This window comes from Paracoccus sp. PARArs4 (assembly GCF_947311865.1).
Taxonomy (GTDB): Bacteria; Pseudomonadota; Alphaproteobacteria; order Rhodobacterales; family Rhodobacteraceae; genus Paracoccus; species Paracoccus zeaxanthinifaciens.
The window spans coordinates 87,562-103,848 of sequence record NZ_CAMZMW010000012.1 but is presented as its reverse complement, the minus strand read 5'-3'; the positions used below and the strand labels follow the sequence as shown (position 1 = coordinate 103,848).

The window sequence follows — 16,287 nt, the reverse complement described above, 5'->3', positions numbered from 1 at the left end:
GAACGGCCGCAACCGCGCCATCTGCTCATCGCTCAGCCAGAAAAGATTGCTCATCATGCCCCCATCAGTTCGGGAGCGTGAATCACGCCGGCAAGGTGGTCGCAACCCGATTAATGGGTCCTGACCCTAGGGACAGACTGCTTCCCGCTCGAGATCTCGTCGCGAATCAAGGCGCCACCGGATTCCGGGCATCTATGAAAGCAGCGAGGATCATGCTCGGTGATGAGGCTGGTCGTGCCTACACCAGCTGCCCACAGCGGCGCGTCATGATCGCGCTTAGGGAGAACGGCGTTCGTTTGCGCGCCAAAGGCAAGCTCTTTGACGAGAAAGGAAAAACTATCTGCTGATAAACAACGTGTGAATTGCCATTGAAAGCTTCCTTTCTACTGACAGTAAAGCAAGTGCTTAGCACTGCCGGAAAGCATCCCATCTTCCATTCTTGCCAATGAAAGCTTCCTTCCTTGACCCTGTACGTGCCAATCACTCAGCGGACAAAAACCTCCGCCAGTAGGCTGGGTGGTGCTCGCTATGAGGCTGTCCCTGAAACCCGGAAATCCCGCTAAGATTGTCGGCAAGAGGAAGAGGAAGAACAGCGCGGCCTGCAGACGAAGGAATTACGGCGCCGAGTTCAAGACCTAAGTGGTGCTCAAGGCCATTCGCAGCGAACTGACCGTCACCGAGTTGGTGGCGGAGCAACGCGCGATGACCGGTGTTCAAAGGTCGTCCTCTCCGCTATCGCCCTCGCCGTGACCGTCATACTACGGCTAGGTGTCCTGACCCAATGTTCGCTTTTCGGACCTTCATCCCCTAGAGATGCCGCGCGATGGACGAACGGTCGGTGTGGTGGAGTTGCGCTGCGCCGATCAAGCAAGGACTGAACGGCGGGCTTAGCCTGTGATGAGGTGTTCAGAGATCGCCGTGAACCAGGTTCTGGCAGACGCTGAGCGGAATTGGTGCAGCTAGTCGCGGCGCTTCGACAGATAACGACACCTCAACAGGTGCTGATGGGCCATCGGAAGCTTGGGTCGATGCGAGATTGTCCGCAGTTTCGTCTCGACGCACCTGCACCGGCACAACCAACTTTCCGAGAAGGCCACCCGTCGCGATCAGATGTGAATCAATGTCCATTCGCCCTGTCCCACCAAAGAAGCGGTCTGAGCGGACCCTGAGATGCTGCTGCAATGCCACGTCGATTTCGGGACTATCGCCAAGGTCGATATCTTGGTTCGGTGCAGTAAAAAGGGTAAAGCCTCGCTCCTTGGTCGCGCGTTGCCGCTCTAGATCAAAGACTTGTCCTCCGATCCTGGCCGAGGCCGAGACGGCGCGATCCGCGCGATCGTCTGCGCGGAAATTTCCTTGCATCATCACGCTAGATAACCTGAACGAATGGGCCTTCGCATCAAGCTCCTTGAGCATTGCATCCGCCATGGGCTTGAGAACCGGATCTTCGGATGCCTTGCCCAGATCACTCCGAAAGGCGGCCAAGGTGGGAGTTGTCCTTGCTTCGATGCGATCCTGTATGATCGCGTAGTTGCCGATCAACTGCCTTGCGGCGTCACATGTCTCGATCTGACGATCCTCGGATAGCGCTGCGAGGGTGACATCTCTTGCTTGTTGTGGAGCAATCCTGTGTAGTTCGGCAGCCCTCTGCCCAAGGTTTTCTCGCAGTATCAGAGCGACGCCAGCCTTCTGTTCGTCAATCGCCTCGTGCAATTGGGCAACGAATTCATCTCGATTCATGGCTTCGTCCAATCGGATCATCACCATGTCAGCGGCAATCCAAGTTGCGGCCGCGCCGATCAGGCTGCAGGCAAGCGCCGCAGGGCCTGCGGGTGCGCAAATTGCCGTGCCAGTGCCCGCCCCCGCTAGCATCGACCCGCTTTTGATTGCCCCTTTTGCTGCTACTTTGGCCGAAATTTTTGCTCCGATATTTTTGGCGAGAGCCTTGCCCAGCAGCTTGGCCCCTGCAAATCCGGCTACTCCAGATCCAATCGCAACAGGCTTCGTAAATGCCGCTCGCTGAATTGCGTCGGTCAACACAACGCCACGTGCATGCCCGAGATCGAGTGAATCCCCCGCCACCTCGACTCGTTCCTGAAGGGAACGCCGATACTCGTCCAAGAATATTTCGTCGACCTTCTTGGCAACATTCTCGATCCGTTCTGACAACCCGGCAGCCAGCCTGGTCTCGACATCAACATCGAATTGGCCGGCCGCCGCGATTGCAAGCTCAGTATATTCGCCCACGAGGCTGTAATGTCGGTCAGTGAAGGCAGGGACAGCTTGATAGACAGGCTCAAACGCCGCATTGATCAACTCGTCGATCGGCGCCTCCGCTGCCCTTGCAGCCTCTCCAGCGGCCGTGCCGAGGATATCCTCCCATATAGCTGTCGCGTTCTGGATCAAGGCGTTTTCATTTGACAGTACGTCATGCGCGCGGCGGGCAGCGACGACCTGCAATGACACCGTAATTGCCATGAGAGTCGCGATTGTTCCCCAGAACACACGCGAATGCAGCCGACCAAAATCGACCTGCACAGCGGCACTGTTCGCCGAGTTCGGCATGGTCCGGTCAGCCAGCAATGCCGCCGAACGTGAAACTACGATCCCGAAAAGTGCCGCGTCCAGACTGACGAAGACCGCGAGCCAGCGTTTCTCTGGATACTGAGTTGCCAGCCACAGCTTCAGAGTATCCAGAAAGTGCAAGGGAAGCAGAAGCATCCGCAGCTGACCGCTGCCATCGGGCATCGTTTCCCATGAGATCCGCGGCAGATCCTTTATAGTCGCGTCCGACAGATTCGAGGGAAGGACGTCGAAATTGTAGATATACCAGGCCTGTACAACGATGACAGGAACTGCTCCTAGACAGGTTGCCAATGCGATGGCCCCACGGCGATCGAAAGGGTCGCGAAGCTCTCTCCCAAGCCGCCTTCTTGTCAGTAAGTAAATTGCCGAGGCCAGGACCGCCCCGGCCGGGAATACCCACAACTCGTCCCTAGTCGCGGTTGCCGCCTCCCGCGCAAGAAGGATGATCGCCGCGACTGTGAATACCGTTGCGCCGAAAATCGCACCAAGCCGACCTGTCAGTATCTTTGGGCCCCATGACCTGTCCTGCCAAATGGCTTGCTGTTCGGCACGATGACTTTGCCGTGCAATCCGCGCATGCCCCGTAAACAGCAACCAAGCCAACGGCAGTAGCAGAATCAGCATCGACGCACCCATCGGAGCTGCGATTCGCCATATCAGCAAAGAGAAGCAGATGATGCAGGTAGGAATGAAAGCGCGGACTGTGGGGCGGAACATCAAATCACCAGTGGTCAATGGTTAACTAGTAGCCGGGGTGATCGAACTTGTCTTGGATAATGAGCTTACTCGGGTCAGGGCCCATCGATTTCAGCGAAAAGGCGTGATTCATCGCGCGAAAACAGAGCAGCGATAAATCTGATCTTTTCTGGATGAGCACTGCGTAGATGGCGTTTCCTGAGCCTACTTCCCGAAGTTAACCGCCCGGATCCTAGGGGGACGCGGAAGCGGAATTCGCTCGGCAGGATGAACGAGGAGTTTCCGATGAAGAAGACCTCCGCACAAGAACGGTTATGCTGATCAAGTCGTCTATCAATTGGCTTCGGCCAGAGGCACCTCCTCGCCGCGCCCATCGATCGTCAATCCGGCCAAGGCCGTCCGTTGATAGACTCGGCTGACATTCGGTACGGAATAGATTGGCCTGATCCCAAGCGCTTCCAACCGCTTCGCCAGAGGTCCGGGCCGTTCGCCCAGCTCTATTGCCAGCACACCGACCGTGACGAACCGTTTCTCGAACTGCTCAAGGCTGCAACGCTCGACATACCACCTGATGCTGCGCGTGACCGGGTGCCGCCGCCGGTTCAGCGATAGCAGACCCTGGCTTGCCAAATAGTGCAGGGTTTGCTGATTGGTTTTCAGCCTTCTGGCGGTGTCCTTGGCGGAAGGATCGTCGGGTGCCTCCATGATGAGATGCCGTCGCACCTCTTCCGGATCCATGAGCACCGCGGACAGGCTCGGAGGTCCCGGCAGCCGACACGCGCTCTTGAGCTGCCCGTCCAGAAGCAGACGGCAGATGTCCGCAATCGAGCACTTCACGTAGTTGTAGGTTTTCCAAGGGGTTCTAAGCGCACCGGCGTTCGCTACTTCTGGAAGATCAGCAATCGGTCGTACGAACGCATCAAGGTCATCGCGATGCAGGCGATGGACGCCTTCTTCCATTTCTCGCGGCACAAGCAGCCCGGCATTCTGAAGCTGTGCAAGCTGACCTGGATGACATCCGATGATGGATGCGGCTGCCGTCGTGGTGACGAACTGCTGGATATAGGCCTCGAGCCGCGAAACCTTTGCCACGCTGATCCCGCGCGACAGATTGCCATCGTGAAGCCCGGCCTGCCGGAGCAACCGCACGACCCGTTCCGGGCGCATTTCGAGCCGCTGCCGAACATGTTCGAGGCTAAGCAGTTGCGGCTCTTGGATTGCCTGTCCCAGTATCACGCGACCGGGATCGAGGGGATAGTTTTCAACGATGAAGCTGCGGACGAGCTGCTGGACCGGTCGCAACTCTCTCGAAGCTCGGCTGGCTGACAGCCAGTGGTAGAGGACGCCCAGGTCGGCTGCATGCTGGAAACCGCCCTTGCGAACCTCCGCGCTTCTCAAACCTTCAAGGCTGCGTCGCAGCGCCTGCGGGCCATCCTTGATCGCTGCGAAGCCAATTCCCCCGGCCCGATGCAGCATGTCCTCGGTCAGACCCAAGGCACGGATCGAAGAGCCATACTCCATGCGAGCGCCCAGCATTTCGCAGAGACGAGAAACGACATGCATTGGCAAGGTGTCCAGCCACGAAGCAGATCTGCCGCCATCAAGTCGCGTCCTCAGATAGGCCTCCAGCGGAGATGGAACGGCATTGGTCGCGGTTTCATCAAGCAGGGTCATGTGCCGCTCGATGCAGCGGGCCACATCATAGTTGTCGATGGTGAATTTCTCGTGTGGCAACGAGGTCAGCCAGATGCCGTGCCGCTCGCAGGTCCTGATCGAAACCAGCTGCCAGTCGGCAGAGCGAAACGCCCCGGAAAGACCATGCCGACCCATGCTTTCCACAACGCACTCGATGCAGATCTTCGTGCGCGACCTGTGAATGGTCGCGATCGTTCCTGTTTCCCGGCCGATCCGAAAGCGCGATGGGCCGACTGTCCGCAGGGCGTAGCGCTGAAGCGCGCTACGATCTGCTCCAGCCAAGGCCGCAAGCCGGTCGATTTCACCAGCGGCACCCTTGATGACGGCCCTCCAATCGAGGCCGACATCGAGGCAGAAGTCACTGGCTGTCGGGCACAGATTGCGCACGGCCAGACGCGACACGAGCGAGGTCGGTGTCTCCCGAGGCATGGGAACATGCCTCAGGGCCAGTTTTCCGACGCTCATGCATCATCCCCGTGATCCAGCAGGCGTCGAACGTCGATCCGTTCGAAATCGTCGGCGACGAAGACGTTCAACCCGTCCACGCAGCCCGCTCGCTTGCGGAACATAGACGTGAAGTGCTGCCGTCGGACCTCCTCGTCGCCCGTTATCATGGCTTCTTCCAGGGATTGGATGATCATCTCGTTCATCAGGCCGAACTCGCGATCGGCCGCATGGGCCATCCGTGCAGCAAGGTCGCGATTCAGGGTATCGGCAGAAACAGCGATCCCGGCGGCCTTGGAATAGTGAGCGATGGCCTTGAGGATGCGGTCGCTGTCTACAAGGATGTTTAGCCGAGCGCACTCGATCGGAAAAACCCGCCGTGCCAGCTGCGGATCGTGGTTGATCAGGGTTTTCAGTTCGGCGGTGCCGGTTAGGATCAGCCCCACCGGCCAGGATTTGTGCTGCAGAAGGGATTTCAGCGTGCTGACGACAGCGTTGAGCTCTCTGGGCGTCTGGTGACGCATGAGGTCCTGCGCCTCATCAATATGCAGGAACAGGGTTCTGCGCGCTTCCAGATGCCCCTTGGCCATGCTCCAGATGATCTGAGCTGATTTGTCCCGTTTAAGGTCGAAGCCAAGCGTTTCCAAGACAGTCTGACCGACGAATTTCAAGGTTGCGGGCGATGGCACCTGGAAACTAGCGACGTCCAGCCTTGGGCCGTGAGGATCATGGAGCACGAGATCCGGTTGTGATGCGAAAAGGTGCTCGGCCGCGGTGGTCTTGCCGCTGCCTGACGCACCGATCAGGGCGATGCATCGGGCTTCGGCGATCACGCCAGCTTCCAGTTCCGTACGGCGTCGGTCCAGAAGGTAACGGAAGCGTTCGTCGAGTTCGCGATGGGTGCGGTTCTTCGAGAACATGCTCCGCAGCGCGAGGACGCGCTGCGGAATGCCATTCTGGGTGCCATCAGCCATGGAAGCTCCAGTCATCATCATCGCTGGACTTAGACGGATCGACTGGACCTGCCTGTTCGCCATCGCTTGGCGGTTTCGGCGCGTTGGGCGGCTCGATGACCTCACTCAGCAGATCATCGGGGTTCGGGCGCTTCCGCCCTGTCGGCTTCTCCAGGTCGCCGGAAGCCGCGGACGCTTTGGGCCCGACACGAAGGCCCAGGAAAAGCCTGCTCTCCAGACGGTTCAGTGCCTCGGCGGTCAGGTGTTGCGGCTGGATGCGCCGCAATTCCCGCGCCCGGGCATCGATAGCCCGAATCTTCCTGCGCGCTTCACGGATGATGTCCTCGGACAAGGACGCCTGCTCTTTGAAGCGCGTGCGAAGATCGCGCACGATGGTCTGCCATTCATCAAGCGAAAGCCCGTGAACAGCCTCAGAGACTGCCAGAGCAGAATGCCATTCGTGGCCCAGGCAGACCGATATATGGGTCAGATCCTCCGGATCGACCCGGACCGGGATTTCGGTGTCTGCACCGCGCATCAGTGCTTCCTGAAGCATCGGGCAGGTGTAGTTGACGCCGAACACCCTTACACCATGCCGATCCAGCTTCCGGCTGAGCGGGATGCCGAAGACCGCGCGGCGCTGATTGGCATCGGGTGGCGGCGTGACGCCTTGCTCGGTGGACAGGCGCTTCCAGGCATTGGCCGGGGTCTCTCCCTTCAGGCCGGAATGCGGCGTATTATGGTAGATGTCGACGACGAACAGCGTGAAAACTTCTGCGAGCTCGTCATCGGTCAACGCGGCCCATTGCTCGGATGGGTAATCGCCGCGCTCGGTCGGGTTGGAAAAGGTCCGCCCGATCAGCATCGGTGCAAGCTGCTGACCGAAGGTTCGGAAGATGCGCTCGATCCGGGCTCGCAGCTTCGGCACGCCTGCCGGTGGCGCCTCATAGGTGGCGCCCAGGTCGGCCACAGCCATGCGGAAGTTCTCGGCGGCAAAAGCGGAACCCTGATCGGTCACCAGGACGCCGATGCCGCCTGAGTGATCCCATCGGCTGACGCAGCCAGCAGCCAGTGCGATCGATGTCTTGTCCTGTATGATCAGGTTAAGCGTGCGGATCGCATCCTGGGCATTCGGCGTTGCAACGATCCGGAAACCCAGGACGCAACGGGTGGCACAGTCGATGGCGACATAGATCCATCGTCGTCCAACCGCGAACTTCGCTCGATCCCCTGCCGCCAGCCCATCCAGGGCGCCGCTGTCGCCGAGTAACGTGGCAAGATCGATCTGCCATTCATCCATTTCAACGCGCTGCAACGGATAATCCGCCATGAGACCCTCCTCGTAAAATCCGAACCTCCTGCGGGCCGCCTCGATGCCTTTGCGTTGGGCGACGACCTCGAATGGATCCAGCGCCTTGATCCGGCGCCGGACGGTGCGAGCGGAAGGAACTGGGAGACACGGCCTTCCGGCTTCGGCACGCCCGTTGTTCTCGATTTTGAACCGTTCCAGGACCTTATTCACGATGTCCTGCTGGGAGGGCTCGTTTCGGTCGAGGTAGCCGAAAACGCATTCTGCCAGCAGAGTTTCGGCTTCGGCCACCAGCTTGCGTGACGCTGGCCCAAGGCGACGCTTGCGCAAGAAGACGAGAGGGCTTCGCCCAGCCCTTTCATAAAGGCGCGCCCATTCCAGCAGCGTACGTGCACAAGGGAACTTGCGCGTGATGTAACCCTGACCGGCCCGAGGCGTACGCCCCACATCCTGTCCACTATGCTCCACAGCGTTCACACACTGTTCGAGCTCTGCCAGGATCTCTTCGACGCTGGCTTCCGAGCGCGTGGTGTCGCCCCTCGCCTCCGCCTCCAGGAAGAACTTGGCGCATGTCATCTGCCAGAGAATGCGGCTCCGTTCTTCCGCGGGCAGAGTCGCTATGTACCTGAAGTCGCAACGCAGCCTTAGAAACGCGGATTGATCAGAGAATTGACCGCGTTTCAGGCGTGTGTCGGGCGCCGCGAGCAGTCTGAGCAACTCCTCACCCGAAAACGACAGACGGACATTATCGTCATCAAGTCTCGCCCAGATCGTTCCGGTCTTGTCTGATCGGATGAGCCGATGCGCAGTGCCAGCGATTTCAAGGCAGTCCGCCTCAGAGACACGGAAATGACGGGTCATTGCGGGGCCTCCGGAATGATGCGGGTTGTGGGAAGAATGTCGCCGGGCTCCAGGGCGCGCAGGATACCGGCATAGATGGCCCTGAAGGCTGCGCGGAACGCCCGACCGCCGAGTCCCGATGCTTCCACCAACTCGGCAATAGTCGTCGGCCCGCCGAGGCCCCGCACCAGGGTTCCGATAGAGCCGTCAGCCTCGGGGTCCGGAGTTCGCCGAAAATCGTGCAGCTTCTGCGCATTTCGGGCAGCCGATGGGCAGTAGGACCTCTCAGTGATCAGTACGATCTCATCGGCGAAACTGAGCGGAGTTGCCGCTCGGATGCGCTGCAGGGTTTCGCGGAAACCTTGGCGCTCGGCGATCGCATCGGGCTTCACCGCGATGGCAATGCGCTTTCCACCGGTCAGGGTGATCAGGAAGTCGAAGGTGTGGCTGCGCTTTCGGCCGTTGGCATCGTGATAGAACACGGGTGGCGGCTGGTCCCAGAGATCAACAACATCCGGGCGCGCTAGAAGCAGGTAGAGTACATCCTGTTCTCGCTTGCTTTCGTAATACCGCAGGCGCGGTGGAGCTCCGGACGGTGATCCACCACCAGTAACATGTCCGCGGCTGCTGGACTTGGATCGGGCGGGTGGTTTGCGTGTCGCCTTGCTTGGTAAGGGGCGTGTGAACGACGGCTCAAGCGGATAGCTCATGGCTAGTTGGCCCGGCGAATGGTCAGGCGTGACCATTCGCCCAAGGGCGCTCCTCCTGTATCAGGGCAAAAAGGGTTGCGGCGCTGCCGGTGGCAGCGCTCGTGCTTGACTTTTCGAAGCTGGCGCGGGAGGATTACCTATCGAGGACCAATCGATCGGCGATCTCGGAAGCGACAGCTTTCGAGGTCGCTTTTTCTATCCAGTGTTCACGTCAGCGCTCCTTTCCTGTATTGTACCGGTCAGGCCAGAGCGTCTCCGGTGTCTTGCCAAGCTTCTCGGCGATCAGACCTTCGACGACCTTGCTGGATCTGTATCCCTGCGACACCATCGAGGCCATGCTGAGGCTACAGCCCGCTTCTTCGGCAATGCTGCGCAGCGTGACCTTCTGTGCCCTGAGCGCACGCTTGATTTCGTCGTGCAGTTCTAGGTTCACCTCTGGCGTCAATCGCAACATGTTGGCACGAGCCCGACGAGTTGAGTGGATAGTTCACAAGAAAGCTAGCACTAGGATTGCGTCTTTATCAACGCAATTATCTTGTATGCGGTCTTGATACGTCCGAAAGTGCGTCTGAGCCGAGGTTTTTCATTCTTGCCTCGTGGCAGCGGTTGCTCGTCGTTTTGTATGCCTTGGAGACAGTTGTGCCCGAACAGCCCTCTTCTGTATTGCCTGACTCCGATAGCGATGCGGCTATCGGCAGACGTCTGGCCCTGATCCGTGTGGGCCTTGGGATGACACAGACAGGCTTCGCCGCCAGCCTCAACGTGTCGCCGCGCTCGTACCAGCATTATGAAAAAGGAACGCGGAGCATCTCTGCGGAGCTCTTGCGCCAGCTCCGCGCATGCCATGGACTTGCTCCGAACTGGGTCCTGCTGGGCCAAGGCCTGCCCCGCGAAGGTGAAGATGCTGAAGCCTTGGCCGCCTTTGTCGAGGAGCTTGGCGCCCATCTCGTCGCGACACAGGTGTCACTGCCGCCGAAGAACCAGGGCAAGATTATATCCGGGTGGTGGAAGGCCCTGCGGGATGGAACCCGTGTAGGGATGCCGGATGTCAGGCATTGGGTCGATCTGCTGAAAGAGTGAGGTGATGCATGCCGCCATATTCGGTTGACCGGGGACTGGCGCAGATTGACCTTGAGCGGGCTTGGGCGCGGGCCATGGCGCACAGCAGGCGTGCGGGATCCGTCTATACGACCAGCGCTATCGTGTTCGTTCTTGGCCAGATCAAGTTTTCCACACTGGTCCCTGTCGCGGAGGCTTCCCTTTGGGAAGTAGTCCTATGGCTGTTATCCGCTGCGCTTCTTGTGCCGGCGTTCCTTTGGCTTGGACATGCCGTTTGGAGGGAGTGGCAGGCCTACAGGCGATTGGCGGCGCTGATCGGCCATCCAGGGGCAGCTGTCAGCGGCACAACCCAAGCGCGCCTGAATCTATTCAAGGAATTCTGTCGGGCGGGGCGCGGCTGACGCCGGATGAGCACAGGCTCCCTAGATAGGATGACATCACGGAGCAAAGAGGGACACGATGACACCTCGCCACCATCCCGACCGTCACGACCTGGATGACTGGGCCCTGTATGGACCCAAGAATCCCGAGATCAGCCAGCTTGTAGATCGATTAGCCTTCGATCATGGACTGCGGGTGAAGGAGATTGAGGATTTCATTCTGCAGGCACTGAAGAACCGCGTTGCTGAAGAGGAGGCGCGCCAGAGGCCATGATACTCACTCTTTACAGAATACGCTTTTCGTAAAGAGTTGGCGCAGACGGAGTGTACCAGAACGCATGCTTTCTTGACCTAAGCGGATCCGCCAAACCTATGTCCACACGGCGAAATGTCAAAAGTGATGCAGATGTGGCCGCCGATGCCCATGAGCGCGGTCGGGACTATCTAGGCCTTGCTCAGATCGATAAGCACCTCGCGTGCGCGAAGGCTGGCCGGCACGGTGCCCGGGATCACCTGCTAGTCCTGATGATGTTCCGGCATGGGCTGCGGGTTTCCGAAGCAATTGCCCTACGCCGGGATCATGTCGATTTGGAGCAGTCCCGCCCGTGGGTGCCGCGGCTAAAACGCGGGCTGAGCGTCGAGCACCCCGTCGAGGGAGACGAACTACGGGCGATCCGACGCTGCCTCGGCCAACGTGACGACTTTCTGCCTTGGCTGTTCGTCTCGGAACGGCAACAGCCGCTTACCCGGCAGGCCGTCAACTATGTTCTCGCGGCGGCTGGAGAACGGGCCGGTCTCGGTCATATCCATCCCCACATGTTGCGCCATTCCTGCGGTTTCGCGCTCGCCAATCGCGGATACGACCTACGACTGATCCAAGACTATCTTGGCCACCGTGATCCAAGGCACACAGCGCGGTATACGCGAACAGCTGCCAGCCGATTCGAGGGACTATGGTGGGGACCGAGCGACAGGGCCAAAGGGAGAATGGGCCAAGAACCGACCTTCGCTGTACCTTCTCGCCGCTCTCTTAGCACCGTTATCACAAATGAGGATTGTCGAATGGACCCAAGTCAATATTTGAGAACGCCTCGACAGCTTCTTTGAGGTTCTTACCCGCGCGAACCCTTTCCTTGAGACTTTCGAGTGTCTCGCCGCTTGTTGATGCAGCCACATGCGGGCGCACCTCCTCGAACGCGCGATGGGTCGCTCTTCGAGGTAAACCGCCAGCCAACATAGAAAATGCTGCCATCTCTGCATCTCGAAGCCCTCTTCGAACGCAGACATGAGCGAGGAGGAGGGGGCCAGCACCTTCCACAGTATTCGGCTCAGATCCTCCTAACGTGAATATTTGCATCATACGAGAAGGCAAACCCATCACGTGCGCCAGGTCGGGGATTATGCGAATGACAAACTTGCGTGCGTCAGGCGAGAACTGCGCCGAAGCCTCATTCGTCGATATCGTCTGCTGGATTTCTTTCAGGGGCGCGCCGTCCATCCATTGTCGCAGAGCCGCCTCAAGCTTGGGGACCGCATACCTCGCTTTCTCTTCATCCGATGCCAGGTCTCTATAGGTTTTTCCAAAGAGATCTTCGAAGGTCGAGGGCTTAATCATTCGGAAGAGGTGACCCGGATTGGCCTCCATCCATGAGAACATCCACTCGCAGATCCCGGCAACCGTGCTTGCCATGTCATCTTGGGCGTCGGCTAGCGCGTCAGACAAAGCTTTGAGCACGTCCTCTGGGAGGCCGACCATGGAGGCGAGGTCTCGGTATCTCTGATCCAGCACAACAGCATCTTTATCGGTGCCGGACATGACAGACAGGGCGGCCTCCGTGCGACTCGCGACCCACTGTTCGTCACCCGCCTTGCGCTTTAGGAACGCCGTGAGGCTCCGGGACAGATCGACCCGAGGCGAGCCTCCGTCTTCGCCTCCTGAGGGCGTTTCCATTAGACGGCTGACGACATACCGTTCCAGATCTCCGGCGTCCTCCGCCTTTTGATGGACACGGTCCATGACGGCTTCGAATGGGTCTTCGAGCACCAAGCACTGATCGGACTGGCTGAAAACCTCCCGGAGCTGCGTCCATTGCTCACCAATCGTTCCGTCTTCATCTGATAGGGGAACAACCTTTCCAGGAACAATCAGCACGATACCTGACGCGCTTTGACCCGCGCGTCCTGCCCGTCCGGCAGCATTCAGCAACGCAGCAGCATCGAGAAGATCTCGACGGTTCGTTTCACGATCGAAGCGGCTGTCTTCAGCGATGATCACCAAATCGGCAGGAAGATTCATCCCCTGCGCCAAAGTCGGGGTCGCCGCGAGTACCCGCAGGCCGTCATTCCTACCGTAAAGCCTCTCCGCCAAATCTCTTTCGTAGGGAAGCAAAAGGCCGTGATGCGCCGTGGCGGCGCTTTGCAGAAGACCGTTCTCGACGGCGAGATATACATCTCCCGCGTCGCCCATTTCATCGACTGCCGTCTCGTATAGGTCCTTTTCGCCTGTAGTGAGTTCGGTCGGTGTAGCGTCGATGAGCGTCGATGCCTTTTTGGCTATCGACCATGCGTTCGGGATTGACTGGGAGAAGACGAGGGTCCGAAGTCCAGCCCTTGATGCCGATGCCGCGATGTGCGACGCAAGCTCGCCCGAGTTTGGGGTAAGGCTCCAGTAGTTGTTCGCCGTCAGCAGAACCTGATGATCCAAGAGCGAGAGCAGGGCGTAATCGTCGCGTTTCATCGAGGCCCATGTTTGTTTCAGACTGAACAGTCCCAAAGGAGACGCATGGAGATCCCTCTTGAGCCCTACAGGCGGTAATTTTGTCGTCTTATTCCTCCACGCCTCCCCAATTTTCTGGTTCAGATGTTTGATTTCGCTTGCCTGATAGACGACGCAGCCCCGCAACTGCCGGGTTGGTTTCCAAACGTCGTCAAGGGGGATTGATCGACGCCCTTTCAGTTCTCCCCCAGTCAGCTCCCCAAGCCATTCAGCGATTTCTGCCGTGTTTTTCATCATCGCCGATAGAAGGACGAGGTCAGCCTCCGGGGCGACTCGCGTGAAGCGAATTAAGCAGAGCATCGCGTCGATGGCTCGCCGATCCCCGTCAGTCTTCGGGTGAATCAAATGGCATTCGTCGAAGATCAGCAATCCGACATCCGCGAAGCTATCAGGCTCAATGTGACTCGCGTAAAGGCATGCCTCTGGGGTCATGACGAGTATGTCAGGCAGCTCTTCGAGCAGCGTGCCTTCTTCAAACTCCTCTGCTCGCTGTCCCTTAACGTCGGTATTCGGGAAGGCAGCCCGCAGATCCCGGGCCGTCTGATCGACCAGCGCATGGGTCGGCGCGAGGAAAACCACCTTCAGGTTTCGCAGAAGAGCTGCGTGGATCTTCAGTTGAGCGGTAGTCGATTTCCCTGCGCCTGTCGGAAAGCCAACAGCGCAGGATGTACCCGGTTCGAGATAACCTGCACTGATCGCGGCAAGGTGGTTAGTCCAAAGATATGGCCTCTTCTTCGCGATTCTTGCCATCGAATTATGCCAACGATCCGCAGGTACACCGTCCGGCGGGTTGATATTGATGACTGCCGCCTCGAGAAGTGACGAAGTCGCCGTTTCGAGAAGCCGCGCCAAGTGGAACGGGCCTGGAAACGAAGCGATCGGTATCGGCGGAAAGCCTTCGATTGAGATGGCATCGTCTGGTTTCGCTGCTCTTGCGACGGCACGAAAGATCGCGGTAGGTCGGTCCCGATCCGCTTCCGGGATGCCTCCCAAAACAGCCGCGAGGGCACGGACGCCGTCGAGAATTCGGTGGTACAAAGCGTTCGCGGCTCGCGTGCCATCAACACCTTCGCCTGCGACCAGCTCGGTGACCGGACGTCGCTCCTGATTGAGGATTGTCCCAATCATTCCACGCGCTAACCAGCCGAGGTTCAGTACGAGTTCGTGTTGAAGCCGATCTTCTTCTGGTGACCGAAGCGCCCGCGCGGCCTCGGTGGCGTCAGCAGACGAGCCTGCGATCAAAAAAAGCAGCATTGCTGAGACGTCGGAACTGATCGCGTCCTCTGTGAATGAGGTAGTCCTTGAAGCCAAGCCGAGAAGAGCTTCGGCCTGATGGACAAGTTGATGCGCGGACGCTGCTACGAAGCTTGCAGCGCGACGGTTCTCGCGCTCAGGACTTGTCGTAACCAATACCTCATTGGTCGCGGCAAGCTTACGCGCGAACGCGATGGTCTCGCTGATGTCGCCCGCAGGAGTCTCCGTATCGCGCAATGCGATGCGGGCCGACACGATCTCAGAAAACGCTTGCGACAGTTGTTCCGGCAACCGATCTCGATCGAGGCCGGGAAGGTCTGGGGCGGATCGGATTAGATCGGCCGTCCTCTCGTCATACATTTATGGCGACCTCCTCGGCATTGATGATTGCGGTTGCCATGACGGCGATATTTTCGAACCAGGGCCGGAGATTCTGAACTTGGAAGGCCTCCGCCCGGCGACGGTCGATCGCGCCGGAGACGGCCGCCTCGTAGCCCTTGTAGAGAGCCTTAAGGCCTTTCGCCGAAGCGTGCGTGTCGTCGATCGTTACCGCAACCCGGTAGGCCCGCCTCTCCGTCCACAAGATGGCGGCCACCACGGCGTCGGGATTAGGATGCCCAGCACCCGCAAGCAATGTTGAGACACCATCGACGAGTTCAGCATCCCGTCTTCCCGTCTCAAAGTCCCGAAACTCGGGCCAAACCCGATCCCGGACCATAGATCGAGCATTTCCTGTCGCCTTCTCCTCAGAGATCACTACGCGCGCGATTTCCGCGTCGTCAAACTCAATCAAGAGCCCATCGAGACCCTTGTCCGCATGTCGCATATGTGGCAACCGGATCATGCCAGGCCTGCCTGCGCGGTGCGCGGCAATCCACGAGATCACTTGGAAAATCCATCCATCACGATGGGCCGGATCACCACTAGGGCCAAGTTTGAGTAGGTTCCGCGCACTCTCATAGCCGCCCATTGGGTAGTTGATGTCGACTAAACCGTCCTCGCGCAGAATGCGCTCAGCAACTCGGGCTTGCCCAATAGCCACGCGAGCAAGCAGCACTGCCAACTCATTTTCGTCCTCGATCCTCCAAGTAGCACCAGACCATATCTCACGCTCTAAGATAGGTGTCAGCGCAATTACCATGGTAGTCGGTCATCCTGTTTGGAGGCGAGTATTGCCCAAGGAGTATTGGTCCGGCAAAAGCTACGGAGTGCTCCCAGCCCATTGTGATGCTGCGGAGAGTAGTCCTCACCCAATCAATGTGTAACAATCGGAGCGTGTCTCAACACGTCCCTAATTAGAAGGCGAAAAGCAGGTAATCAATGTTGATGCGTCGCGGCATCTACTCCTCGCTGAATGACAGCTTTGGACTGAAATTATAAGCGGGTCACCTGATAGGCGATCTGGCTTAGCGATCCGCGTCCTTACCTTCGCCCCATTGATCATCCATGAATGCCTTCAGCTCGGCCGATGTGAGCGTTTGCTCGCTGCTTCGCGGCCTGGCCCTTTCCTGTAAGGAAGCGATGCGCTTTGCCAGCCGCTGCTCGTGCTCTGCCTTCGTGTTCTCGGGCTTCTGATCGTTTCTTC

Annotated in this window: 11 protein-coding genes; 3 read left to right on the top strand and 8 right to left on the bottom strand. The window is 58.8% G+C overall.

Annotated features, from left to right (window positions below):
* Positions 1-347 (top strand): hypothetical protein (locus QMZ16_RS11465; protein ID WP_282603361.1); only part of this gene is annotated, 347 nt, incomplete at its 5' end.
* 559 nt (positions 348-906) lie between these two features.
* Here the strand turns inward: QMZ16_RS11465 and QMZ16_RS11460 are convergent.
* The 6 genes from QMZ16_RS11460 to QMZ16_RS11435 all read right to left on the bottom strand — a co-directional run bounded on the left by QMZ16_RS11460 (position 907) and on the right by QMZ16_RS11435 (position 9,666).
* The gene (locus QMZ16_RS11460) at positions 907-3,210 is read right to left on the bottom strand and encodes a hypothetical protein (protein WP_282603360.1); all 2,304 of its coding nucleotides are present in this window, start codon (positions 3,208-3,210) and stop codon (positions 907-909) included.
* A gap of 405 nt (positions 3,211-3,615) precedes the next feature.
* Positions 3,616-5,442, bottom strand: coding sequence for a TniQ family protein (locus tag QMZ16_RS11455; RefSeq protein WP_282603359.1), 1,827 nt, complete (start codon positions 5,440-5,442; stop codon positions 3,616-3,618).
* Positions 5,439-6,395, bottom strand: a complete 957-nt coding sequence (locus QMZ16_RS11450) for an ATP-binding protein (protein WP_282603358.1) — start codon at positions 6,393-6,395, stop codon at positions 5,439-5,441. Before QMZ16_RS11450 ends, QMZ16_RS11455 begins: the two co-directional genes overlap by 4 nt.
* On the bottom strand, positions 6,388-8,544 hold the full coding sequence (locus QMZ16_RS11445; protein ID WP_282603357.1) for a Mu transposase C-terminal domain-containing protein: 2,157 nt from the start codon (positions 8,542-8,544) through the stop codon (positions 6,388-6,390). Before QMZ16_RS11445 ends, QMZ16_RS11450 begins: the two co-directional genes overlap by 8 nt.
* The gene (locus QMZ16_RS11440) at positions 8,541-9,233 is read right to left on the bottom strand and encodes a TnsA endonuclease N-terminal domain-containing protein (protein WP_282603356.1); all 693 of its coding nucleotides are present in this window, start codon (positions 9,231-9,233) and stop codon (positions 8,541-8,543) included. The genes QMZ16_RS11445 and QMZ16_RS11440 overlap by 4 nt, the downstream gene beginning before the upstream one ends.
* Positions 9,234-9,444: 211 nt before the next feature.
* The gene (locus QMZ16_RS11435) at positions 9,445-9,666 is read right to left on the bottom strand and encodes a helix-turn-helix domain-containing protein (RefSeq protein WP_282603355.1); all 222 of its coding nucleotides are present in this window, start codon (positions 9,664-9,666) and stop codon (positions 9,445-9,447) included.
* Between the two features lie 77 nt (positions 9,667-9,743).
* Here QMZ16_RS11435 and QMZ16_RS11430 point away from each other — a divergent pair, with 77 nt between their 5' ends.
* Positions 9,744-10,313 carry a helix-turn-helix transcriptional regulator gene (locus tag QMZ16_RS11430; protein ID WP_282603354.1) on the top strand — a complete coding sequence of 190 codons (570 nt, stop codon included), beginning with the start codon at positions 9,744-9,746 and terminating at the stop codon, positions 10,311-10,313.
* Positions 10,314-10,751: 438 nt separating this feature from the next.
* Positions 10,752-10,946 (top strand): hypothetical protein, encoded by a 195-nt coding sequence (locus QMZ16_RS11425; protein WP_282603353.1) that lies wholly within the window; start codon positions 10,752-10,754, stop codon positions 10,944-10,946.
* A gap of 768 nt (positions 10,947-11,714) precedes the next feature.
* On the opposite strand, the gene QMZ16_RS11420 is transcribed toward QMZ16_RS11425, so the two are convergent.
* Both QMZ16_RS11420 and QMZ16_RS11415 read right to left on the bottom strand, forming a co-directional pair.
* Positions 11,715-15,062 (bottom strand): DEAD/DEAH box helicase, encoded by a 3,348-nt coding sequence (locus QMZ16_RS11420; RefSeq protein WP_282603352.1) that lies wholly within the window; start codon positions 15,060-15,062, stop codon positions 11,715-11,717.
* Positions 15,055-15,843: a hypothetical protein gene (locus tag QMZ16_RS11415; RefSeq protein ID WP_282603351.1), complete on the bottom strand. Its 789-nt coding sequence runs from the start codon at positions 15,841-15,843 to the stop codon at positions 15,055-15,057. The genes QMZ16_RS11420 and QMZ16_RS11415 overlap by 8 nt, the downstream gene beginning before the upstream one ends.
* Positions 15,844-16,287 lie beyond the last annotated feature (444 nt).